This window comes from Syntrophomonas palmitatica JCM 14374 (assembly GCF_001311885.1).
Lineage (GTDB): Bacteria > Bacillota > Syntrophomonadia > Syntrophomonadales > Syntrophomonadaceae > Syntrophomonas_A > Syntrophomonas_A palmitatica.
Window position 1 is genome coordinate 28,411 of record NZ_BBCE01000003.1, and the last position, 24,229, is coordinate 52,639.

At 45.5% G+C, this 24,229-nt stretch carries 20 protein-coding genes, 1 pseudogene and 1 riboswitch; of the genes and pseudogenes, 16 read left to right on the plus strand and 5 right to left on the minus strand.

Translation table 11 applies throughout. The features are described from left to right. Positions 1-178 precede the first annotated feature (178 nt). The 8 genes from JCM14374_RS02410 to JCM14374_RS02450 all read left to right on the plus strand — a co-directional run bounded on the left by JCM14374_RS02410 (position 179) and on the right by JCM14374_RS02450 (position 10,114). Positions 179-2,017 (plus strand): acyl-CoA dehydrogenase family protein, encoded by a 1,839-nt coding sequence (locus tag JCM14374_RS02410; RefSeq protein WP_054693024.1) that lies wholly within the window; start codon positions 179-181, stop codon positions 2,015-2,017. A gap of 190 nt (positions 2,018-2,207) precedes the next feature. Next, positions 2,208-2,325: riboswitch (molybdenum cofactor riboswitch) on the plus strand. 168 nt (positions 2,326-2,493) lie between these two features. Continuing rightward, positions 2,494-5,238 carry an S-layer homology domain-containing protein gene (locus tag JCM14374_RS02415; protein WP_083453822.1) on the plus strand — a complete coding sequence of 915 codons (2,745 nt, stop codon included), beginning with the start codon at positions 2,494-2,496 and terminating at the stop codon, positions 5,236-5,238. A 67-nt stretch (positions 5,239-5,305) separates the two neighbouring features. Then, the gene (locus JCM14374_RS02420) at positions 5,306-5,512 is read left to right on the plus strand and encodes a hypothetical protein (RefSeq protein ID WP_054693026.1); all 207 of its coding nucleotides are present in this window, start codon (positions 5,306-5,308) and stop codon (positions 5,510-5,512) included. Between the two features lie 76 nt (positions 5,513-5,588). Then, positions 5,589-6,134, plus strand: a complete 546-nt coding sequence (locus tag JCM14374_RS02425) for a prolipoprotein diacylglyceryl transferase (protein WP_157048919.1) — start codon at positions 5,589-5,591, stop codon at positions 6,132-6,134. A 24-nt stretch (positions 6,135-6,158) separates the two neighbouring features. Further along, positions 6,159-7,172: a FecCD family ABC transporter permease gene (locus tag JCM14374_RS02430; RefSeq protein ID WP_242848785.1), complete on the plus strand. Its 1,014-nt coding sequence runs from the start codon at positions 6,159-6,161 to the stop codon at positions 7,170-7,172. Positions 7,173-7,229: 57 nt separating this feature from the next. Further along, the gene (locus JCM14374_RS02435; RefSeq protein WP_242848786.1) at positions 7,230-7,988 is read left to right on the plus strand and encodes an ABC transporter ATP-binding protein; all 759 of its coding nucleotides are present in this window, start codon (positions 7,230-7,232) and stop codon (positions 7,986-7,988) included. A gap of 17 nt (positions 7,989-8,005) precedes the next feature. Beyond that, positions 8,006-9,100 carry an ABC transporter substrate-binding protein gene (locus tag JCM14374_RS02440; RefSeq protein WP_157048920.1) on the plus strand — a complete coding sequence of 365 codons (1,095 nt, stop codon included), beginning with the start codon at positions 8,006-8,008 and terminating at the stop codon, positions 9,098-9,100. 249 nt (positions 9,101-9,349) lie between these two features. Then, the gene (locus tag JCM14374_RS02450) at positions 9,350-10,114 is read left to right on the plus strand and encodes a hypothetical protein (protein ID WP_054693039.1); all 765 of its coding nucleotides are present in this window, start codon (positions 9,350-9,352) and stop codon (positions 10,112-10,114) included. A 208-nt stretch (positions 10,115-10,322) separates the two neighbouring features. Here the strand turns inward: JCM14374_RS02450 and JCM14374_RS02455 are convergent, their stop codons facing one another. From JCM14374_RS02455 to JCM14374_RS02465, 3 genes are read right to left on the minus strand one after another with little or no spacing between them, the layout of a single operon-like run. Further along, a complete protein-coding gene (locus JCM14374_RS02455; RefSeq protein WP_054693042.1) occupies positions 10,323-11,786 on the minus strand; it encodes an acyl-CoA reductase in 1,464 nt (487 codons plus the stop codon). Beyond that, entirely contained in the window at positions 11,783-12,715 is a 933-nt protein-coding gene (locus JCM14374_RS02460; RefSeq protein ID WP_054693045.1) for an alpha/beta hydrolase family protein, read from the minus strand. Before JCM14374_RS02460 ends, JCM14374_RS02455 begins: the two co-directional genes overlap by 4 nt. A gap of 13 nt (positions 12,716-12,728) precedes the next feature. Then, the gene (locus tag JCM14374_RS02465) at positions 12,729-13,856 is read right to left on the minus strand and encodes a LuxE/PaaK family acyltransferase (RefSeq protein ID WP_054693047.1); all 1,128 of its coding nucleotides are present in this window, start codon (positions 13,854-13,856) and stop codon (positions 12,729-12,731) included. A gap of 287 nt (positions 13,857-14,143) precedes the next feature. Here JCM14374_RS02465 and JCM14374_RS02470 point away from each other — a divergent pair, with 287 nt between their 5' ends. Further along, positions 14,144-14,950, plus strand: a complete 807-nt coding sequence (locus JCM14374_RS02470; RefSeq protein ID WP_054693050.1) for a sulfite exporter TauE/SafE family protein — start codon at positions 14,144-14,146, stop codon at positions 14,948-14,950. Positions 14,951-15,177: 227 nt separating this feature from the next. Here JCM14374_RS02470 and JCM14374_RS02480 read toward each other — a convergent pair whose 3' ends face one another. Beyond that, positions 15,178-15,873: a TVP38/TMEM64 family protein gene (locus JCM14374_RS02480; RefSeq protein WP_054693052.1), complete on the minus strand. Its 696-nt coding sequence runs from the start codon at positions 15,871-15,873 to the stop codon at positions 15,178-15,180. A gap of 254 nt (positions 15,874-16,127) precedes the next feature. Between JCM14374_RS02480 and JCM14374_RS02485 the strand changes: the two genes are divergently transcribed. Both JCM14374_RS02485 and JCM14374_RS02490 read left to right on the plus strand, forming a co-directional pair. Continuing rightward, the gene (locus JCM14374_RS02485; protein ID WP_054693053.1) at positions 16,128-16,778 is read left to right on the plus strand and encodes a TetR/AcrR family transcriptional regulator; all 651 of its coding nucleotides are present in this window, start codon (positions 16,128-16,130) and stop codon (positions 16,776-16,778) included. After that, positions 16,771-17,682 (plus strand): alpha/beta hydrolase, encoded by a 912-nt coding sequence (locus JCM14374_RS02490; protein WP_054693055.1) that lies wholly within the window; start codon positions 16,771-16,773, stop codon positions 17,680-17,682. Before JCM14374_RS02485 ends, JCM14374_RS02490 begins: the two co-directional genes overlap by 8 nt. A 41-nt stretch (positions 17,683-17,723) precedes the next feature. Here JCM14374_RS02490 and JCM14374_RS02495 read toward each other — a convergent pair whose 3' ends face one another. Beyond that, positions 17,724-18,311 carry a hypothetical protein gene (locus JCM14374_RS02495; RefSeq protein WP_054693059.1) on the minus strand — a complete coding sequence of 196 codons (588 nt, stop codon included), beginning with the start codon at positions 18,309-18,311 and terminating at the stop codon, positions 17,724-17,726. A gap of 284 nt (positions 18,312-18,595) precedes the next feature. Here JCM14374_RS02495 and JCM14374_RS02500 point away from each other — a divergent pair, with 284 nt between their 5' ends. The 5 genes and pseudogenes from JCM14374_RS02500 (at position 18,596) to JCM14374_RS02520 (ending at position 24,197) form a co-directional block, all read left to right on the plus strand. Then, entirely contained in the window at positions 18,596-20,398 is a 1,803-nt protein-coding gene (locus JCM14374_RS02500; protein WP_054693063.1) for a hypothetical protein, read from the plus strand. A 202-nt stretch (positions 20,399-20,600) separates the two neighbouring features. Beyond that, on the plus strand, positions 20,601-21,281 hold the full coding sequence (locus tag JCM14374_RS02505) for a DUF421 domain-containing protein (RefSeq protein WP_054693066.1): 681 nt from the start codon (positions 20,601-20,603) through the stop codon (positions 21,279-21,281). Positions 21,282-21,305: 24 nt separating this feature from the next. Next, complete coding sequence (locus JCM14374_RS02510; protein ID WP_054693068.1) at positions 21,306-21,686, plus strand: DUF4363 family protein; 381 nt, start codon at positions 21,306-21,308, stop codon at positions 21,684-21,686. A gap of 239 nt (positions 21,687-21,925) precedes the next feature. Next, positions 21,926-23,708 (plus strand): annotated as a pseudogene (gene typA, locus JCM14374_RS02515) (translational GTPase TypA). Between the two features lie 180 nt (positions 23,709-23,888). Then, positions 23,889-24,197: a zinc-ribbon domain containing protein gene (locus JCM14374_RS02520; protein ID WP_083453825.1), complete on the plus strand. Its 309-nt coding sequence runs from the start codon at positions 23,889-23,891 to the stop codon at positions 24,195-24,197. Positions 24,198-24,229 lie beyond the last annotated feature (32 nt).

Genomic DNA, 24,229 nt, shown 5'->3' on the forward strand with positions numbered 1-24,229 from the left:
CCCAGACAAGTAATCCATATGATATAATTTATGCAAATAAATAATACGCACACATAATAAGCATTTTCGGATTAGAGGCATTAAAGGGGGTGAGTGAGCCGGCCTCATAGGAAAAAGGCAAAAATATGGGAACCGGGTATATAAAAAAGACTGGTTCTTAATTTGGGGGGATAATTTAATGTCGGCTAATTTTGCATACGCGAACACTCGTGATTTTGAATTCATTGCCCAGGAATGGCTTCCTACCGAGCAGATTTTTGCTTATAAGGAGTTTTGTGATTATTATTCCAAGGAAGAAGTCAGATCGGTTCTGGAACCCTTCCGCAAGATGTGCAAAGAAATGATAGAGCCCACTAACGAAGAAAGCAACAGTATCGGATGTACTTTTTCCAACGGTAAGGTCACTACCCCGCCTTCATTTGGTCCGCTTTTCCACAAGCTGCAGGAAGACGGCTGGGGGACCGCCAATCTTGATGAAAGCGAAGGCGCAACGGTTCTGCCCCAGCTTCTCTGGGCTATGACTCAGGAAATGCTTACCGCGGCCAATCCGGCTTTTATGCCCTATGTTGGTTTAACCACCGGTGCCGCCGAACTGATCCAGAGTTTTGGCACCGAGGAACTTAAAGAGATGTTCCTGCCCAAGATGATGGATGGCACCTGGTCAGGAACCATGTGTTTAACTGAGCCTACAGCCGGTTCTGATGTAGGAGATATCTTGTCCAAGGCTTATCCCACCGATGATCCGCGCATCTTTAAGATTAAGGGGAATAAGATATTTATAACCGGCGGCGACAATGACTTCACTGAAAACGTTATTCACCTTTACCTGGCACGGGTTGAAGGAGCCAAACCTGGAACCGCCGGTATTTCTTTATTTATTGTACCCAAGTACTGGGTCAATGAAGATGGCAGCCTGAGTGATAACGATGTCCAGACCGCGGGCATTGAACATAAACTGGGACAGTTCGGTTCCGTTACCGCCGCTTTAAGTATGGGCGAAGAAAATAACTGCCGCGGTTGGCTGCTGGGGATTGACCCTCGCAATAACGAGGGCAAAGGCGAGGGTATGGCGCAGATGTTCCAGATGATGAACGGCGCCCGCATGGGTACAGGCTTGATGGCCCTGGCCTGTATGGCCAATGCCGTTTATAATGCCCGTGAATACACCAAGGAAAGGGTACAAGGCCGCCCCCTGACCAACCCCAAGGGAGAGCGCCAGACTATTATAAATCATGAAGATATCCGCCGGGCCTTGCTTTTGGGCAAATCCCATGTCGAAGTATGCAGAGCTATGATTATGAAGGCCTACTTTATGATGGATATCCGCTTGCGCGATCCCGATCCCGAAAAGAGACAGGACGCCAATGATTTCATTGAAGTCATTACCCCCATGTGCAAGGCTTATCCCAGTGACGAATCCTGGCCGATAATCGGTGAGTGCATTCAGTCCTACGGCGGCTACGGCTTCTGTGAGGAGTATCCCGTAGCGCAATTGGCTCGTGATTCTAAAATCTATTCCATCTGGGAAGGCACCAACTATATCCAGTCGCTTGACCTGATTGGCCGCAAGTGGACTATGAAGAAAGGTACGGTTTATGCCAAATGGGCCAAACAGCTCCAAGAATTCTATGAAACAAACAAGGATGCCGCCGGGCTGGAGAAAGAGTTTGCCAAACTGGGCAAAGCCATCCAATCCCTGACGGAAATACAAATGGCCATTGGCGGTTACTTTGGATCAGGCAAGATTTCTCTGATGCCGTTGTTTTCCCGCCGGATTCTGACGGCTAGTTCCATTGTTTACGGTGCCTGGTGTATATTGGACCAGGCTTTGATTGCGCAAAAACGGGCGGCAGAATTAGGTCCGGATCATTACGATTATGATTTCTATGCGGGCAAGGTTTGTACGGCTAAATTCTACCTCAATAATATTGTTCCCCAGGTTTGGGCTATCGCTGAAATAGTAAAAGAAGGCGATAATTCAGCCTTGGAAATCCCTCTGGGGGCTTTTGAATACTAAAGGTTTTTACCTCCCTCCCTAACATATAACCAAGACAGGGGCCATTCCCGTTTAGACGGAATGGCCCCTGTTAATTATGTAGAAAGGTAATTGTTAAAATAGAATAAAATTTTCCTGAAAGACTATGAAGGAATTATAATAAAAACACAGAACTATTAGAACTATTCAATAACATGTGATTTAGTGTCGAAAACTTAATAATCTCCGAGCCGGAAAACCTAAAGTGTAAACTATGGTTCCCAGGCCGAAGGGTATGTTGGGAAACTGGCATGCCTCCCGTTTTGGAAAGGAGAAGCTGAACGACTGTTGACTTGCGTATTGCTTTTCGCAGTTTGACTTTAAATGAGTATTAGATACCCGGTGCTTCTTCGTGCCGGGTATTTAAATATTTTGGAGATCTATTGATTCGTCTGAGAAAATGAAAGGAGGGCGGTTTTTTACGGAAAGATTGTTTCAAAGGTTCATAAAAGTCAGCTATGGCAACACGTTTGGTTTTTTGTATTGTATATGAGATAAAGAAGGGACGGTTATTGAAAATGCGTTTGCATAATTCAAAGATAAAGAAAATAGTAAATGTATCTATTTTCTTAGCCTTGGTTTTTTGGATGGCTTGTGGAAATCAGACATCAATATTGGCGCAAGGCGTCTTGTCTGCCCCCCGGGCAACTGCCAAGGATTCGGTTGCAGTATCTGATATTCAGGGAAATTGGGCTGCAGCCCAGATCAGTGATTGGCTTAATAAAGGATTATCCCAAGGATATCCGGATAATACTTTTAAGCCTGACAAAAATGTCACCCGAGCTGAATTTATTACTATGGCGAATGGCGCCTGCGGGTTCAACGCCGCCGTACAGGTTAAGTATTCTGATGTTTCCGCAAATGATTGGTTTGCGGCAGAGATTTCTAAAGCCTGTGCTGCAGGTTATATATCGGGATACCCGGATGGTACTATTCGACCCAACGCACTGATCAGCCGGCAGGAAGCAGCTTGTATTCTAAGTAAAATTGCTAAATTGCAGACAACAGCAGATTATTCTGCCATAAATAAATTTAAAGATGCTGGGAATATTGCTGCCTGGAGCAAGGGAGCCATAAGCGCTGTTGTAAATAAAAACCTCATGCATGGTTACCCGGATCAGACTTTCCAAGCTACAAAGAGTCTGACCCGGGCTGAAGCCGTAGTTATCCTCAACAGTTTAGATGTTCCGGCCTCAGCCAATACCCGGGTTAAATCCGGTAAGGTATATGATAAAGCCGGAGTCTACGGTTCAGCCGGTACTGTAGAAACCATTGAAGGAGACGTAACCATCAGTGTTTCCGGAGTTACCCTGCAGAACATGAAAATAACCGGTAACTTGCTCTTAGCTGAAGGCATCGGCAATGGCGATGTTACCCTGAAGAAAGTAACCGTACAGGGCACCAGCACTGTTAAAGGCGGCGGGGACCACAGCGTTGTCTTAGAAGACTGTATTTTGCCCAGTATTACGGTTAGCAAGGAAGGGGTCAGGGTAGTAGCTTCGGGGAGCACTTCGGTTAGTCTGGTGCAATTGTCCAGCGGAGCAACCCTGGTAGAATTGAATTCAAATGCGGCCGGTTTTGAAAAGGTAACTGTTTCGGAGACGATTCCCGCTGGTGCGAAAATAACTTTAAACGGCAGCTTCGCTAACGTAAATGTAGATGCCGCCAAAGTCAATGTATCAGTTAATGGCGGTACGGTAGCCGTAATGGAGGTTTCAGCCAGGGCGGCCGGGGCAAGCATCAATGTTGACAGCAGCGCCAAGGTTACTACTCTCACACTCGATGCCGCGGTATCGGTTACAGGAAAGGGAACTATCAACACAGCTAAAGTAAGTGTTCCCGGATCAAGTTTTGAACAAACTCCCACGAGTTTACAAAACCCCAATAATGTTACTGTTACTACAGGAGCGAACACATGTACTGGCGGCGCGGGCAGCGGCAACGGCACCGGCGGCGGAGGCGGAGTTGCTCCATTAAACCTTGTAAGCTCCGATCCTGTGAACGGTAGCACTGGGGTCTCAGCTACTCCTACGATTAAGCTTAAATTTGACCGGGGAGTGGTAAGAGAATACTGGACCAATAACCAGAACTGTTTTACGATGGCTGACAGCACCGGTCAACCGGTAGCTATTACGGTTTTTAGGGCTTCTAATTATCTTGAAGACAGCGAGAAAGAGAATATTTACATTACTCCAAATTCATCCCTGACAGCTGGAAAAAATTACACCATAACTATATCCGCTGCTCTTAGGGCCAACAACGGCAAAACCCTTGGAACGGCTAAAACCATAACTTTTACCGTAGCTGGTGGGAATAGCGGCGGCGGACCGGCTGCCCCAGCTAAAGGCACCTTGACTATCAGCGATGGCGATGGCCGTTCAGCCTTGAATGCCAAAGCTACTAACGGACCTGCTGATGGCGCACAGACGAACAGAAATGTGATGTCCTTTAAGCTTACCGCTGATACGGTTGAGGACATCCTGATACCTACAGGCAACAGTATTAACATAACTATGAGCAATATTTCAGGACTTACTAAAAATGATCTCAGCAACATCGAGTTGTTTACTGATCCTAATGGAGACGGCAGTACTAATGACGGTGCGTCAATTGCTGCCGGTACCATGGGGGATATAACAGGAGGCACTTCCGTAGTCAGCTTTACTGTATACAGCCAGCAAACAGTGGCTGCCAGTGTTTATATGAACTACATCGTGCAGTTGGATACCAGCGCCAACTGGGGTGATGGAGATACGTTCACTTTCGCGGCGAACAGTATCAATATAACCGCTATCGGGGTTACTAGCCAGCAGGCAGTGACTGTAACCGGAGCCATTACCCAGCGGGCATTTGTTAATCCTGCTCCGTCCGTTGTCGCTCCCACCTTTGTAAGTGCAGAGGTCCTGACGGGAAAAACTGCCGGAGATATTAGTGTTACTTTCAGCAGCAACATGGAGAGCACTCTGGATGGGAAAAGCGGACAGTTTACCGTAATGGTGGATGGGGTGCAGGACATCGTAACCGGTTTGCAATTGACAAGTAATCCAACCAAGATAAAACTGCTGCTGACTACAAAAGTAACCACCGGACAGGTAGTTACAGTGTCATACAATAAACCTAATGATGCCAGCAAACAAGTGAAATCCGATGGAGGGGTGGCACTGGAGACTTTTACAGCCCAGACAGTTACCAATAACCTGTGAACCAACAAAACGGCAGGAGAACTGTCTCTCCTGCCGCTCTCTGTTTTCTAAGGGAGGGAGGTAGCGAATGGCAAAAATTTATCAAAAGTTAAAGCTAATCTCAGTTATTATGCTGGCTTTATTGGCTTGTTTGTTAATAGCCGCTCCGGTATTAGCAGAAGGTACTGGTGATGGCAGCGGCGGGGGCAAGAATATTCCCCTGGGCCTGGTTTCATCCGAACCGGCTGACGGGCAAAAAGATGTATCTTACCGGGGATATTCAGCTTCATTTTAATAAAAACGTAATTTATTTATTGATTAGAGAAAGCAACAAAAAGTGTTTTTCCCTCTCTGCTAAAGATGGTACCAAGGTGCCCATTGAAGTTATTATGGCTGATGACCAAACTCCCGAGGGGTTTGAAAAAAGAAGGGATATTTCCGTACGGCCTTTAGAGAAGCTGGAGCCGGGAACTGCTTATGTACTGAAAGTATCTCCCGATTTACAGGCCAAAAACGGTATGAGCTTGGGGAGTGAGGCCGAGGTAAATTTCGTTACCGCCGGTACGGCTACGAAAGCTGTCGAACCTGTTATGGCTGAACCAAAAACAGTAGACGAGGATACCAGAACAACCCCTGATGCAGCTAAAGAAACTTCAGCAAATACTGAATTTCCATCACTAATCGCTAAAAAAAATAATGTGACCCGGGAAAAAACAGCAGAGACAGATAACCAGACAACAGCCCCGGAGGCTAAGAAACAGGTCCCGGCTGAACCAGCCAAAACCACTGGAAAACCTGCACCTAAAGAACCTGATCAGGGTCAGACACGGCCTAATGGAACCTATGCCCTTATTGCCGGAATAATCATAGCAGCCATGGCCGGATACATTTATTTCAGAAAGAAAAACCAGAACTAGAATGCAGATTCCGGTTTATTGGGAGTGAATAGGATTAAGAAGAAATTTATATATGCCTTGTTGATTATCGGACCGCTGGCATTTATATTCATCAGCTTATTCATTGGCAGGTATCCGGTGCCCATACCAGCAGTAGCTCAGATTTTGTGGTGTAAAATCACCTCAAGCATCTGCAACATTCCTGAAATGTCTCAGGTTTTGATATGGGATATCCGTTTGCCCCGGGCTATCCTGGGGGCTTTGGTGGGAGGATGTCTGGCAGTCAGCGGAGCATCTTTTCAGGGGCTGTTTCGTAATCCCCTGGTAAGTTCGGGAATCCTGGGCGTCACCTCCGGGGCCGGATTTGGCGCGGCCCTGGCTATCTTACTTTTTAAAGCCACTGCCCCGATCTACATTTTTGCCTTTCTGTTCGGGGGACTGGCAGTCCTGCTCAGTTTTTTAATCGGGCGGGTTTATAATACCACGCCCACAATTATGTTGGTATTGGGCGGAACCATTGTTTCTTCAGTGTTTGCGGCCTTAATATCCTTTATTAAATATGTTGCCGACCCGGCAAACGAATTGCCCAGCATTGTTTTCTGGCTGATGGGAAGCCTGGCGTCAGCACGCTACCAGGATATATTTATCGCCGGCATTCCCATGCTAATTGGGATAGCCGGCTTAATGGCTGTCAGATGGAGGATAAACGTTCTTTCCATGGGGGATAAGGAAGCCCAGACACTTGGAATTAATACCGGACTTAATAAGGGAATTGTGATTATATGCGCTACTCTGGCTACAGCCGGAGCGGTATGTGTCAGCGGCATTGTTGGCTGGATTGGTTTGGTAGTCCCTCATATCGGTCGTATGTTGGTCGGGAATGATAATCGCATATTGATTCCTGCCAGCCTCTCCCTTGGGGCTTGCTTCTTAATCCTGATAGATAATCTGGGCCGCATGATTACCGGTTCCGAAATACCGCTGGGGATTTTAACCGCTCTGGTGGGAGGCCCGTTCTTTGTTTATCTGCTGAAAACGACCAGGGGAGGCGGGTGGTAAGCGGTGCCTTTGCTTGAAGTTAAAAATTTAAGCTTTGCTTATCAGGACAGGGAGGTTTTGTCTGATATATCCTTACAAATACGTGAAGGTGAGATATTTTTCCTGTTAGGCCCCAACGGCTGCGGGAAAACCACCCTGCTCGACTGCATCCTGGGTATTTTAAAGCCGCGCTCGGGAAGCATCCAACTGAATAACATTGATATTAAAGGCATGGGGCCGGAGATAATTGCCAGGCAGATAGCATATGTGCCCCAGAGTCATGAAAAGACTTTTCCCTATACGGTTAGAGATATTGTCTTGATGGGGCGTGCTGCCTATATCGGGATGTTTGCGTCTCCCTCCCGGAAGGATCGGGATATTGTGGACGAGGCTCTGGACAGGGTGGGGATTCTTCATCTGCGCGACCGGCGTTATACCCAATTAAGCGGTGGGGAAGGGCAGCTGGTTATGATAGCCAGGGCCCTGGCGCAAAAGACGCCACTGATGGTAATGGATGAACCCACTGCCCATTTAGACTTCAGGCATGAGCTGGTGATCATGGAGACTATCGTAGATCTGGTGCGGAAAACAGGATTGTCGGTTATAATGGCTTCTCATTTTCCCAACCATTGCTTTTATTATGAAAACAGCAATATTACCACCAGAGTAGCGTTGATGAATAACAGCAAGTTTTTGGGAACCGGATGCCCGACCGAGATTTTATCAGAGGAAAATTTAAAGAAAATCTATAGGGTCAATGCCCAGGTAGTGTCATGTATGGTTGCAAACCAGGAATTCCGGCAGGTTATTCCCGTGAGTACTGCAGCGGATATTTGACAATGGGGGAAAGAAAGATGGAATCTAGACCGAATAGTGCAATACGGAGCTTACTGGCCTTATTTCTCGTATATTTCATATTATTAAGCAGCGGCTGCGGTCGGCCTGAAACCCGGGTAATACAGAATCATGTTAAAACCAAGACTATTATAGATTGTATAGGACGCAAAGTACGAATACCCGCACAGATTAACCGCATCGCCTGTCTTTGCCCCGAATCCGGCTACGCCCTGGTTATGTTCGGGCAAGGGGATAAAATAGTTGCGGTTGTGGGCGGATTGAAAAGGGATCTGATTATCACTGATATGTATCCTAAAATAAAAGACCTGCCGGTCCCCAAAGCCGGCGGGGCCATAAACATTGAGGAATTAGTCAGAACTGACCCGGATGTGGTTTTTGTTAAGAGAGACACTTCCAGCAGCGAAGCTGAAGTAGAAAAAATGAATAAGAGCAAAATTCCCTTTCTGGTAGTTGATTTTAACAGCATGAAAGAACAGCAGTATGCGGTGAGAATGATTGCTGAAACGGTTGGTACTGCTGAAGAAGCGGAAAAATATAATCAATATTATCAAGATTGTATTAAGCGGGTTCAGCAGCGCGTAAAAGATATTCCCCAGAATAAAAGGGTTAAGGTTTACCATTCCATCAATGAGGCCACTCGTACGGACATAAGAGGGAGTCTTTCCGGTGATTGGATGGCGGCTACCGGAGCTGTTAATGTTTCCACCACCGGCAGACTAAAAATCATGGAGGGCAAATACTTTGCCTCCCTGGAGCAGATATTGTTATGGAACCCTGATTTCATTCTGGTTAATGAAATGGGAGTCGTGGATTATATTTTAAGCAATAAACAATGGTCGCCCCTTAAGGCGGTAAAAGATCACAGGGTTTATCAGCTGCCCAATGGCATATCCCGCTGGGGGCATCCTTCGTCACCGGAGACACCGCTGGCTATCCTGTGGACGGCCAAAACCATATATCCGGACAGGTTTAAAGACCTGGATATGACTACGGAAACGAAGTCGTTCTATAAGGAGTTTTATGACCTGGAGCTTAGTGATGAAGTGGTAAAACGGATCCTTTATGGAGGCGGTATGCGCATCGCCAGGTGATTCTATATTGCTTTTTATATAAAGGGAGATGAAAACGATTGTGGAATATTAACAATAAGGGTCAGCGTGAGTTTTCTAAGGAAGACTGGTCTCAAGCTTCTGAGCTTGCCAGGCAATGCCCTCTTTTTAAACCTGATGATGAAGATGAAATGGTGGCGGATGAACCAATTTCCTGTTATAACTGCCTTTATAGGCGTTGGACGGAAGCTTCCTTTGTCTGTTGTAAATAAATGTTGATGAGGTGTAATAATGCGTATCCTGGTTTCTATAGATGATACAGATCAGATTAAAACCGAAGATCTTGTGGAAGTAATCAGCACCGGTAAGCTCGCCGGCAAGCTGGCTGCTGCTCTGGAGGAAAAGGGATGGGGAAAATGTGAACCGGTAACCAGACATCAATTGCTGGTGCATCCGGATGTACCTTATACTTCCCATAACAGTTCCATGTGTTTTGCCGCTGATATAAATCCTGACAATCTGGATGATATCATAAACTACGGAGGCGAATTTCTCAAAAAAGAACAGGCGCCGGGAGCTGACCCTGGCTTATGTGTGGCAGTCATAGATCGATTAACCAAGCCGGGTTGGCTGATTTCCTTCGGTTATTCGGCAAAAAACGAGGTTTTAACCAAGGATGACGCTTATGGCTTAGCGGCTGAATTAGGAATATACCTGTCCGAGCACGGAGGCACCGGGGATGGGGTAATAGGAGCCCTGGCAGGCGCGGGGCTCAGGCTGGGTGGCAATGACGGCCGCTTTCGGGGCAAGTTTAATATCAAGGCGGAAAATGATATTGTTACGGCCAAGGAGATAAAAGCACAAACCTTCATTGATATAGTGAGAAGTATTGATGACGGTAAAATACTGGATGACGAGGAACATGTTCTGTTGGGAGACACCGTAAAGCCCGTGCTGCTGTACGGGAAAGCTGTATTGTTGGTGTATCCTCTGGAAAAATCCCCTGGTAATGTTAAATGGCAAACCTGTTCCAAGCCGCAGCTCAAAGGGTACTAGGACTAAACAGTCACGGATTATCAGACGTTTTAAACTAATGCTGTGCGGTTCTGAACTGATTATGCAACACCTGTTGTTACACCACTATTTCACAGCGAGGACCAACAAGAAGCTGGAAAGCCTGTTTAAGCGAAGCATATAGCGTCAAACCCGGCTTTTACAGCTGGGTTTGACTGAAGATATAAACCACAAAATGCAGCAAATATAATCAGAATAGGCTTACGGCTTCTGTGCGGAATAGCCTTTCCACCCAGGCATCCTTGTTAACATTTACGTATTTGCCTTTAAAATCGAGATCACGTTCTACGTTTACCCACCTTAGCAGTTCATTGAATGTCCAGATGCCATCGTGAGGGAAACCGGTTCTGGGTATATTGGCCATGCCCAGGGCGCAGATCCTGTCCGCTCCCTGGCCGCAAATGAGGTCGCGCAGTCGTTCTGAAGCCCTCCAAGGATACAAGGTGACTGTTTGCGTATACTTGTTAATATGCGGGGCAGCTTCTTCTAATGCTGATACACGATGAATGATTACGGTGCGGTTTAAGGGATGTGAGTCGATGCGCTTATTATCCTGGGCTACGATAATGGTCCAGCCATGATCCGGGGTCGAGATAACGGTGTTTCCCAATAGTTGGGCTTCCGTTCGGGTTATGAGCACGTGGGCCTTGCTGTCACTGCTCAGTTCACCCTTTTCATATATATGCAGGTAGCGATTTAAGGCTGACTGCAGATGATCGATAAAGTCTACGAACAGATTATCATCAGCCACCAGATATAATTCCTGGGGGGTAAAACATGCTTCCTGGTTATATACACTAAAATCGTGGGCAATGCGCAAAGCGATGTCTCGCATATTGTCATCCGGTTCCATAGCCGATAGATCAGCTAAAGTAAGGCTTTTTTTAGGTCCATATTCCAATACTTTAGTCCCCATTTTTATTTTGCTTTTCAACTCATTAATGGCATTTTCTCCGCCCCACAGGCAAACCGCATCAGAATTGTGTAAAAATTTTTCCTCCTGCCAGGAATCCTTTTCCCAGTAGGCGACCGAGACGCTTTTAGTAATTGGGTGATCTGGATTGATTTCCAGCAATGACAGAGCAAAATAAATTGCGCTGACAGGGTCTTTTTTAGGGACTTTGGAGAGTGAGTTGTTTTTTACCACCAGGTTTCTGTACAACCCAAAGGATGATACCATCGGTATATTGCCAACTAAAATATTGGTTACCAATCCACGAGGAAAGGCGCGGATCAGGCAGGACTGGGAGGGTACCCATTCGTCTATATACCAGCGGTTGCCTATTTCCGTTTCCAGCTGGTCATAGACATCTCCTCGGTTACGGAATAAATGAACAATAAGTTTATAATCTCTTTCTACTACCGCTGCCGGAAAACCCGTCACCAGCGAACATAATCTGACTGCCTCATCTCTAAAAGGGTTCTCTTCCCTTAACCAAAAGGCCGCCAGCTTTTCAAAAAAGACGGTAATATCGTCAAATGGCATTTCCGCCAGCCCGGTTTTTAAGCGGCTGTTTAGGATTTCATCCACATCATCTTCATTTAACATAGGAATCCTGATATTTACGCCATTTTCATTTTTAATGAAGACAGTTTCTCGTTCATCAGGCTTAATAACCTTACCGCAGACAATAATGGGCAGATCTATAATCATGCCGTCACCTCCAATGATTTATGGCTTTTAGTTAAGGTTGATTCCATGATAACCCTGCGTTCGCGTCTATTGATCTCGATTATATCCGTCATATCAGGCCGGATAATTTCCAACGAAGGATGAGGATATAGGTTTTTAAGGTACTTCACACAATATTGCAGTGCGATTTCTGCGCTGCGCGGGTTTTTCCAGATCTGGTGCGAAGCGCCTTCTATCACGGTTTGTTCTTTATGAGCGCATTGCAGATGTATAAAAAACACCTTTTGCTGCCAGGCTAAATTCCATTCATCATGATCGGTCATTATACTTATAAAGTAAGGTATATTCACCTTCTGAGCATCGGCAATGGCGGTATCAAAACTCAAATACCCGAAGTCTTTTGCATCTAAGAAGAAATTATCCCAGTTTACATCGTAAGTCATGAATTTTCGCACCCCGAACCGTCTCCCCGCAAAAGTTTCGGGATAATGATTTGCCCCCAGAATTTGGCTGGCGGTATATTCCACGTCACAAACACCTACTATAGATAAAAACGCCAATATTTTATTATGGGCGCCGGGATTTCCGGCCAGGTATTTAACCAGGCAGCGTGAAGAAAGACTCAGTGATATAACGGAGATCAAATGGGAACCAGCCAGGTAGTCCGAGGCGTAATCAATTACGGTTTCTATGTCTTGGGTAAAACTTGATAAAGTAAAATTTTCAATGTCACCGCTGCTAAGACCGGTGCAGTTGCTGGCGTCAAAACGCAGCACATTAAAGCCGTTTAAAACCAGGTATAAAGCCAAAGCAATATTATTGCGGGAGGTTTTCTCATAACCTGGCGCAATTATTACCAACGGCGCTTCCTGACTTCTGTCTTCGGCCTGATCATAGGCGCACCAGATATATCCTTGCGGGCTGGGGATGTTAAAATATGAAGTCCTCATAATCTCGTCTCCTTTATTGTTTTAAATAGTCCCGTTCAATTTTCAGAGCACAGCCACGGGACTCGATCGTATTAACCCTTCTGATTACATCGATGCATTTTCCCGGTCTGCCGCAGGGACAGTCGTCAATATAGATTATTTGTCCCAAATCCTCGGTCATAATAAAGCCGGGATAACTGGTGGGGCTGGCGTCTAAAAAGCACAGCAAACCAGTTTGGTTAGCCTCATTTGATCTGGTGAAAGTGTCCAGGTCATACACAAAAGCATCCGCCCATACTGGGAGATGCTTTGATCCGCATTCACATTCAGGAATTATCGTATTAAGTTCAACCGCATTAAAATTGTCTCTGATACGGGAGCGTTCAATGCCTGGGAATATGCGTTCAGTCAAGTCCTTAAAATCGTTATTGTTTATTGACTCTGCCTCTTGCTTTTTCCAACCTCCACCTGTGACTATAAATAACTGCTTTCCGCAGTCAAATTTTATATGATTAGCGTTTAAATAACGGTAAAACTCCATAAACATCGGCGGCGCTCCAATTAAAAATACATCTTGATAACAGGACTTAAATGTATTAATGTCATTTACAAGCTGAGCCATATTAAAGACCCCGTTTTTCACATAATCTATGGTTGGGTATAAAACATCAGTTACGCTCATTACAAAGGAAAACCAGATATCTTTTGCTTCTTCGATACCTGGTCCCAGATTAAGTGCCACAGCATCCTCAGTCCCATATACGTTGTCAGAGGTATTTTGCACCGAACCCAGGAATCTTTCCAGGGTGGTGTTGTCCCGTTCTATTACGCTGATGGATCCTTGAGTACCGCTGCTGATACATTTTTTTACCGTAGCCTCTCCGCTTAAGGTTCTTATCTTTAATTTTTTAAAAATTGTGCTGGGTAAAAGCGGAATCGTATATGGATCAGTCTCCGCCGCCTGTAAGCCATATCCCAGACTACGGCAATACCGCTTATAGATATCGTTCTGGTTATAGTGCAGATAGAAGGCCTCCACTAATAAGTTTTTTTGCAGGGATTCCCTCGCGGCGCGGGTGGGGAAAAAAGCGGAAGGATTTTGGAAAATATCGACTTCAATAGGCGGTATCGTACCAATTACTAAAGGGTTCTGCACTGCCATATATGTCCCCCCATTCCGTTAATTATAAATGGAAAACATTACCATATATTTAATGTATATCATTTATATTGCGGTGTAAAGAAAAAAAGATAGAAAAAAATGGAATGAGAACAGGCATTGGATAGGTGCAATTTATTTTACTCAGTAAGCCATTTAGAGTGATTTTAGGTTCGAACTGGAACTGAAGGTAATCAGGCAAATAGGCTGTGATTGCGGACAGGATTCTTGTTTAAGCCGGCCAGGTAAAATATCATTATATCAAGGTTGTTTGAACAGAAGGATATATTATGAAGATTAAAACCTTCCTGAAAAACTATATATTCATTCTAATTCTTATTATCTGCCTAATCCTGGGATTAATAAGCAGTTTGTATTATCACCCGCTCGTTTTCTATGGCATTAAATCAAATCATGAACTCATTATCCTGATGTTGGTCGGTGTGCTGGCCGGGCTGTTCGGCGGTCTTCTCGGTCTGGGGGGAGGCGCCATCATGCTGCCGGTGCTCGATTTCTGGCTGGGGTACAGCTCGCCCAACGCAATTGGAACCACCCTCTTTGCGGTTATCTTCACAGTTTTGTCCGGTGCCCACGGGCACTATATCCGCAAGAATGCACATAATAAGGTCAGCCTGGATATATCCCTTGGCGGTATTTTTGGCATTCTGGCAGGTTCTTGCATTTTCACCCTGCTGGTGGATAAAGTTCAGATGCTGAATCTTTGTATGGGCATTTTCTTTTTGCTGCCTGCTTATTTAATGACCAGAGATGGTGTAAGAAGAGAAAATGACAATCACATCAGCGGACAATACGATTCGCTGGCGGCCAGGTGGGGAATTCCGGAAAAAGTGTGGCTGCTGGGGCTGGGTTTTATGGTGGGATTAATTACCGGAACCCTGGGTTTAGGGGGAGGATTCCTGCTGGTTCCCGGCATTACATACGGAATCGGTCTGTCGGTCCACCTCGCGGTAGGGTCAACCATGCTGGCGGCAGTTCCTATAACCATGGCCGGAAGCCTGGTAAAACTGCTGCAGGGTTTTGTGGTGTTGCCGGCAGCCTTTTGCCTGGCCATTGGCACGGTTATCGGCGCCAGATAGGGGCTGCTTTAATCAGGTATTTTGAGGCCTGGGTTCTTAAGCTGATCTTTGGGCTTTATTTCTTTTATGTTGCTCTTAAATATATAATGGTTTATTTTATGTAACCCCCCTGTGGCATTAGGCCGCAGCCATACATGAAAATAGTAATTTAGTTTATAAAGGTTTGTGCAGCCTATTCGGCAGGGGAATTTCATAATAATCTGTGTTAATCTGTGGTTATTTTCGCCTTAAACCTTAGATTGTTTGTGACGTAAAAATGTCATAAAGCGATCCCGGTACAAAAAGCCTAAAAGGCAGAGCAGAGCCGCAGCCAGTGATAAAATAGCTGCCAGAAAATATTGGTGATGTTCGAGTTGGGCGCCAATCACTGCGGAAACCAGTATCCCGGGAAAACGTCCCAGCATTGCCGCCAGGAAAAAGTTTCCCGGTTTAATAGGAGTGATACCGGCAATAAAGGTCAGGATATCTTTAGGAGCACCGGGTATCAGAAAAACAAGAAATATTACCATTTCTGCCCGGTTGGTATTTATAATCAACCGCCAACGCTCGGCCTTTTCGGGCTTAATGAAGGTCAATAATAACGGATAGCCCAGCCAGCGACATAAGAAAAAAGCTGCTAAACTCCCCAAAAGGATGCCTGTCAAGGAAAGCATAGTGCCTCCCAGCACCCCGTAAACATAACCGCCTGCTACCTGGATTATTTCACCCGGCAGAGGAGCTGCAACTACCTGCAGGATTTGCAGGATGATAAAAGCCGCCTGGCTCCACGATCCGTAGGCCAGCAATAAATCTCTAAAACGTGCAGGTTCCTTGGCCAGGGCTGATAGCTGCGGCATATAGCTGCAGGTAAGAACGCCTGCCAGTGTTAAAAACAATACCAGAAATAATACCCGGATAACCAGGTTGAACTGTTTATTTTTCATCACATGCAGTTCCTTATTTAATTGATATATTTGCTGTTATTAATATAACGCATAATTTCAAGGGGACAAGTGCCTGCATCAAGTATTTGGTTATAATTTCGCCCGCATTATGATACTTGCTTTAAACCGCAGACTATCCGTTGATGTTAAACCTGCCAGCATCTTAAGATTTCTATTGCAATCTATTTTAATATATTATAAATTAGACATTGTACATAAATAAACAGTGTTTAAAAGGAGGCGATGATCAAAAGGTGTTAAGAACTAATTCCTATAAGGTCTGCAGCGGAAGCCGTACAGAAAGAAAAAAAGAAGAAACTAAACAGAAGATAATAAATACAGCCCTTGGCCTGTTCAAAGATCAAGGTGTGGATGCGACCAGTATGGAACAGATAGCGCGCGAGGCGGATATAGCCAGAGGTACGCTTTATAATTACTTCCCGGTTAAGGAAGCTATCATTGATGAAATAATAAAACGTTCATTTCAGACCAATCACCAGGAACGGATTCAACAGATTCGCAGTTTGCCGGATACCCGTTCACGAATGATTTATATTCTGGACCTCCTGACAATGGGTATATATGAAAATCAGGAGATATTTGAAAAATATATGGTCTATCGTATGCAAAGCATGATTTCTTTCCATGAGGATACCAGCGACCAAAGCGGATTTTACTTGCTGGGAAATGAGATTATTGCTGTGGGACAAAAAAACGGGGAACTCCGTGATGATTTGCCAACCTATGTTCTAAGGGAATTATTTGAGTTTGCATTTATAGAAATCGTAAAGGAGTTGTATTTTGCCCCGGAGCGCTTTAATCGTTATGAAGTTATAGAAAGATATGTGGACCTGTGTTTAAGAGGAATTAAACGAGAAAACATGAGAGGTGATGAAAATGCTTAGTCTGCGCGCCCGAATTATCAAGTCAATAATGCAGAGACGCAAAAATAAACAGGAGATTGATTGGTACCAGTATGAAGCGGTGCTGCGTTTCCGACAGCAGGTGGAAGCAGGGGCTTCGAGGTTCGGCAAGCTTCCTGACGGGATAGAAGTAGAACCAGTAAGCATTGGCGATATGGCGGCGGAATGGATTACACCGTCCCAGGTTTTAAAAGATCAAGTCATGTTGTACTTTCACGGCGGCGGGTATGTGTCCGGCACCTGCCAGTCACACCGGGCTATTGTGGCGAAGTTTGTGCGGCGCAGCGGCCTTCCGGCTTTGCTGTTCGAGTACCGCCTGGCTCCGGAGCATCCCTTCCCTGCAGCACTGGATGATGCTGTGATCGCTTACAGCTGGCTGCTGGATCAGGGTATATCGTCTTCCAACATTGCGTTACTGGGGGATTCAGCCGGAGGAGGATTGGTTCTGGCCACTTTGCTGGCCCTGCGTGATAAGGGTATTTCATTGCCAGCGGCGGCGGCGGTCTATTCCCCGGTTACTGATTATACATGCTCGGGGGAATCATACCGGACTAATGCCAAGGTGTGTTTGTCGCCAAAAGGGATAGCCCCCGCTTTTGCCAGACATTATGCGGGTGATCTTGACCCGGGTTTGCCTTATATATCGCCGTTATTTGGCGATCTTCACGGTTTGCCGCCTTTGCTAATTTTGGTTGGCTCAGATGAAACCCTGCTGGATGACGCCACGCGATTCGCTGCTAAAGCTAAAGCTTGCGGGGTTGATGTCACACTGAGAATAGAACCGGGAATGTTTCATTGTTATCCGGCCATGGCGCCCCTTTTCCCTGAAGCTACCAGGGCTATGAAAGAGATATGCCGGTTTATACAATTAAAGCTGGGAAAATAAACACGGAAATAGGTAAGGCCGGGTTCAGATGGTGCAGGAAGCTAATGATAATTAGTTATAAAGTAATACAGGACTAATATGGTAGGCAAAAATCCCGCCATTGTCCCGGCCAGCATATTGCCCAGGGTATGACGGTCTTGTTTTATGCGTGCCCAAAAAACCAGGGGCAGCAGTAAAACCAGGTACCAGAGCTCGCCGCCGGTAATAACCACCATAAAAGTAATCGGTCCCGCTATCCCGCAGGCATGACCGCTGGCTTTATAATGAAGCAACTGGTTTATTAGGGCCAGGGTTGAACCTGAGAACAAGTAGCCCCAGAAAAGACATCTGACCAACCAGGGAGCCTGACCGGTTTCACCCACTATCACACCAATTATGTATCCGGTTAACGAAAGTATAAAAGCCAGGTACCGCTGCCCTTCCCGGCCCTGTGTCCTGATCCTGGGCAGAAGGTAACTTAGCGGGTAGGCCAGGACAGGGACTATGCCCAGCAGGGATAAGGAAATTAGATACCAGCTGCGGTTAAATCCCTCAATATTCCCGTTATACCACATCCAGCTTAATACCAGGAGTACAAACAAGGGTGGTATAGTGATAACACCGATAATCTTTGCCATCTTTTCGCTCATGTTTATTTACCGCCTTTTTGTTACCGCAAACGATCCTGCTCCTCAGTCATGCATCTTTGGTTCCCGATACCATAAATGCTTTCTTCTTCCCATTCTATTAGACAGGCGCAATTACCGCAAGCAGTCATGATAACAATGCTGGTTCTATGTGAAACATCGGGATGAATCCAAGAATTATTAACCCCAATAAGCAATAAGAGAAATATGCCTGAATTTACACCGTATTATGGTATTATGTGACTAATGGTGGTTTCTTGTTATAAAAATTTTTTGGGGGGATATTAGTGCGCAGCTGCCGTAGATTATTAATAATAATCATGCTTCTTGTGTTGCTATGTCCTGTTTCAGCTTCAGCCCGGACCTTTACGGATGATAACCATATCCGTTGGACCATCGCTAATAAAAATGAGGTCCAAGAAATATTGGGGGAAGATCAATCGTATCTTTATCTTGATATTGATTCGTCAGTTTACAAATTGGCCAAGGACTTCACCGGCGGATTGCAGTCTCTAACTGATGAACAACAACGGGTGATACGGGAGAAGAACCAGCCGGCTAATATTATGCAGGAGCTGTCTTCACCGCTCATAAAGATAAAAGATCATTTTCTGTGTTACGGCGATAAACAAATTCTGGACATCGCCGTCTACCAGCAAAAGGATGCCGATTTTTACAAAAAGAACCCGCAGATGAGCAGAGAGGCGATGGAATTCCAGGTTTATACCCAGGTTAACAAACTGGGAAATCAGTTATTCATTATAATTACGCATTTGGCCCAGGCCATCCCTGCACCCTATAGTGATTACTATTGCGACCTGGTATACTGGCGCGACAACCGGGCAATTCACCTGGCTGCATTTAATAAATTCAGACCCCAATCTATAAACGAAAGTGATGATGGAAGCCTGTGGTTGAGCGGACCACAGTACAATGGGAGGTTTCTAAGTGAAAACAGCCTCATGCTGGTTGATACCACCGGCGGTTATAAATCAATTAATCAGATACTGAGGAATAACGATGTAAAATTACTGGCATGTCAAGGCAAACGGGTTTTAATCTGGGCGGGTACTCACAAACTGTACTTTGAAATTGATAAGAAAAAATATGATAAGAAGAATGACAGGGTATTATGGCTGGACGCCGGCGGCAAAATCCAGGCCCGGCCCGAGAAAATAACGGGATATACCAATTTCTACCGCACTGCCGAAGATCAATTGTATGGAATCAGTGTGGACCGCAAAAGGATTGTCAATCTTAGCTTAAAACGCGATTACACTCAGGAGTCAGGGGTTGAGTATGAAAAATTGGCGAAGCTCTGCGATGACTCAAGTAATGATGGCAATCAGAAAAGCGTACCTCACCGGAACGATCCCGACGGCAGCACCTGGTACATCAACCAGCAGGAACGTATCGTTCACATAGTAAACGGTCGGAAAAAGATATTCAGCGCTGGTCCGGAATTATTGTTAAACTGCCTGAGAAATATATTTGTGGAAACATCGGGCCGGAAATGGTTTATTTCCGCAGCCGGTATTGCCTGTTATGAACCAGGAGATAAAACCGCCCGCTACATAACTCCCAATCTGCCTGCTGTTGTCAGAAAGATTGATAAGCAGCACTTAATTGTAGATGCTAATGGCCAATTATGGATGTTCGGTGAGCAGATCCTGCGCCTGCCATACCAGGCGACTACTGTCACTACTGAATTTGATGCCCTGACCAATGGCTTTAAACCTCTGCAGCACTCCTACATGGAATGGGACAACCAGGTTTTCTTTGCCTATCAAAAAGATAACCCTGATAAATCAGCCTTATTGCGTATATATAGCCTTAATTTGAACGGTACGCTGCAATATAATGATTATATTCTTTCGTCACCAGCGCAGAACTTGTTTGTTTATGATAAATGCTTTTTTGCAACCGTTGCAGACGGATTCTGCAGGATAGAAAACCATCAGGCGATGGAAATCCGTAATTCGGCCTTGTGTAATATGCAGCATTTCCCGCATTTTATTAATTCACATTATATAATTTTTCCTTCTGACGCCAGGATAGTAGCGGTAGAGATTATACACAAATCACCATAAAAATGGGCCAAAAGGAGGTAATGTGCTGCCTCGCTATCTTCATTCCTCGCATATATTTTATTTTGGTGCTGATATGGAAAAGCCTCCGGGCAGCTTTCTGGACGTTTTTCTAATCCAATCCACGCTGATTTAGTTCCTCTTACATACAACCCAAACGTAACGCAAATAATAACCAAAATGATTTTTTCTAAAGGACGATATTATGCTGATAATAATATTGCGCACCTTCATTCTGTTTGCGTTTACGGTGCTATTCCTGCGCATCATGGGCAAAAGGCAAATCGGCCAGCTGCAGCCTTACGAACTGGTGGTTATCATTATGATATCAGAGCTGGCGGTGATTCCTATGGAAGATACGCGTATTCCTCTGATTAACGGCATCATTCCCATCTTTATACTATTTGCCTTGGAGGTTGCCCTGTCGTTTATTTCACTGAAAAGCGAGAAAGCACGGGGAGTGATCTGCGGCAAGCCCAGTATTCTTATCGAAAACTCACAGATTAAAGAACAAGAACTAAAGCGCCTGCGGTTTAATATTAACGATCTGCTGGAAGAACTGCGCCTGAAGGATGTGTCCAATATAAGTGATGTCGATTATGCTATTTTGGAAACTAATGGACAGCTAAGTGTAATCCTAAAATCAGATAAACGCCCGGTAAAGCCCAAGGATCTCAATATCGCTCCTCCCTATGAGGGGCTTCCCATTACCCTGGTTATTGACGGCCAGGTTATTCACGAAAACCTGAAAATACTTAACTATAATTCAGAATGGCTGAAGCATGAATTAGGCAAGTTAGGGGTAGAAGAAATTAACGATGTACTTTTGGCTACGGTTGATGCCTTAGGGAATATGTATTATCAGCTTAAATCTGCAACGCATTAATAAGCAAGAGGAGTAATGCATTTTATGCGTTTAATGGTTACTATAATTACCTTATCAGTTATAATACTGGGCCTGGGTTTTTGGAGCAATTATTCTCTGCAGGCTTCTTCCGATGAATTGACGAAACAAATTAACATAATTAGCACTGATATTAAGAACGGAAAATGGCAGGCGGCTAAAAATCATAATGAGGAACTGCAGCGAACCTGGGACAAAAAAGCGAAATGGTGGCCGGTATTCCTGGATCATCAGGAAATGGACAACATTGAATTCTCTTTAGCCAGGGTACAGGAATATGTGGCCAGTAATAATAAATCACTATCTTTGGGGCAGCTTTCAGAACTGAAATTGATGGTTAAACATATTCCCGAAAAAGAGGCTTTGAATATAGAAAACATTTTGTAGTATCGATAAAAACGAACTTTATGCATACATTTTTGATGCGGTAGGGGCAATTCATGAATTGCCCCTACTACAATGTTGCCTGAAAAATTGCAATTCTAGCCTGATGGTGTATCAAACGGGTTGTTTTGGGGAAGTATTTTTCTTTTTACTGGCATAACGGGATATCGATGAGTATAATAAAGAAGTTGTGCACATTTTTAATGTAAGGATATTTTTACCCGTCAGTGAAAGGAAGAGTCATGAAACAAGACCAAATTAGGAATCTAGCCATTATCGCTCATGTTGACCACGGCAAAACTACCCTGGTGGATGGGATGCTCAGACAGAGCGGGGTTTTTCATGAACGGCAGGTGGTAGAAGACCGGGTTATGGACCGCGGCGACCTGGAACGTGAACGCGGCATTACCATCATGGCTAAAAACACTGCCATCATATATAAAGATTACCGGCTGAATATTGTAGATACGCCCGGACACTCGGATTTTGGGGGAGAAGTGGAACGTATTGTGCAAATGGTTGACGGCGTATTGCTGCTGGTTGACGCTTTTGAAGGGCCCATGCCGCAAACCCGTTTCGTTTTAAAAAAAAGCCCTGGCTGCGGGACTGTTTCCTATAGTTGTCATTAACAAGATTGACCGCCCACAGGCCCGGCCGGTTGAGGTTCTGGATGAAGTATTGGAGCTTTTTATAGAATTGGGAGCCAATGATGAACAATTAGATTTTCCGGTGGTTTACACCAATGCCCGGGCCGGTACGGCTTCACTTGATTCGGCTGTTCCCGGACAAAATTTGCAGCCTCTTTTTGATATGATTATCGATAAAATACCCGCACCGGCAGGTGATAAGGATTTGCCTTTACAAGTGGGGGTCAGTATGATTGATTACGATAACTATGTGGGCCGCCAGGCTGTAGGCCGTATCCGCAACGGCAGCCTGCGGGTGCGCCAGGAAGTAGTCCTGACAAACAGCAGCGGAACTGGACCCCGCCAGCGTGTAGCCGGGCTTTATATTTTTGACGGTTTGAAAAAGACCTCCGTGGAAGAGGCCAGTGTGGGGGAAATCGTAGTGATCACAGGCCTGGAGGGTTTCAATGTGGGGGATACGGTTTGTGAACCCGAAAATGCGATAGGTTTGGATTTTGTGCCTATTGATGAACCTACCGTAGCGGTGGCTATTCAGGTCAATAAAAGTCCCTTTGCGGGCCGCGAAGGCACATTTGTCACTTCCCGCAAACTGGGCGAACGGCTGCTGCGGGAATTGGAGTCTGATGTAAGTCTGAGAGTCGATCTTACTGATTCGCCAGATACCTTTATGGTCTCAGGCCGCGGTGAACTGCATCTCTCAATCCTGATCGAGACAATGCGCCGCGAAGGTTACGAGTTTGAAGTATCACGTCCCCGGGTTATCGAACGCATAATCGATGGAGAACGCTGCGAACCGCTTGAATTGCTGGTTATTGAGGTCCCGGAAGAATATGTGGGTATTGTAATGGAACGCCTGGGTCCCAGGCGCAGCGAAATGGTGAATATGAATCAAAAAAGCGATGGCACGATGTACCTGGAGTTTTTGGTACCTACCCGCGGATTATTTGGTTTTAGATCGGAATTTTTAACCGATACCCGGGGCATGGGCATCATGCATCATATGTTTCATGCTTATGCGCCTTACCGGGGAGATATCATCACCAGACAGAGAGGTTCAATGATAGCCCATGAGCCGGGGGATACTACGGCTTATGGTTTAGAAAACGCCCAGGAGCGCGGCGAATTATTTGTAATGCCCGGTTTGCCTGTATACCGCGGCATGATTGTGGGTGAAAATTCACGGCCTAATGACCTGGTGGTTAACGTCTGCAAAAAGAAACACCTGACCAATATTCGCAGTTCCAATGCGGATATAGCCACCAAACTTACCCCCGCTCGCCCCATGAGTTTGGAGCAATGTTTGGAGTTTATAGCGGATGACGAACTGGTTGAAGTTACCCCGCTATCAATTCGCATGCGCAAGATGAATATGAACTGAGGGGTTGTTTTTCAACCATATTCACATATGCTTGCTTTTTCTGCCAGGGGAGATTACAATAAGTCATAGCCCAATAATGCTCGTGGATATAGTTAGACCCTTCTCGATTGCCTCAGGCAGGGGAAGAACGTTGATAACAGGTCCTTAACTTGCATGGGTAATAATTCGAGGAGGTTTTCTATGTACTCAGACAAGACTCTCACCTGCAAAGAATGTGGCCGCGAGTTCGTATTCTCTGCTTCCGAGCAGGAATTCTACGCGGAGAAGGGCTTTACCAATGAGCCCGGACGCTGCCCGGAGTGCCGCGCAGCTCGTAAGGCACAGTCCAGAGGCGGCCGCGATGGTGGATACGGTCGTTCCGATCGCCAAATGTTTTCCGCAGTATGTGCTTCATGCGGAAAGGAGACTACGGTCCCGTTTCAGCCCAGTGGTGACAGACCCGTGTATTGCCGGGACTGTTATTCTTCACAGCGTCGGCGCAGCTGGTAAACTTGCAAAACAAAACTCCCCGGGTTATCCCG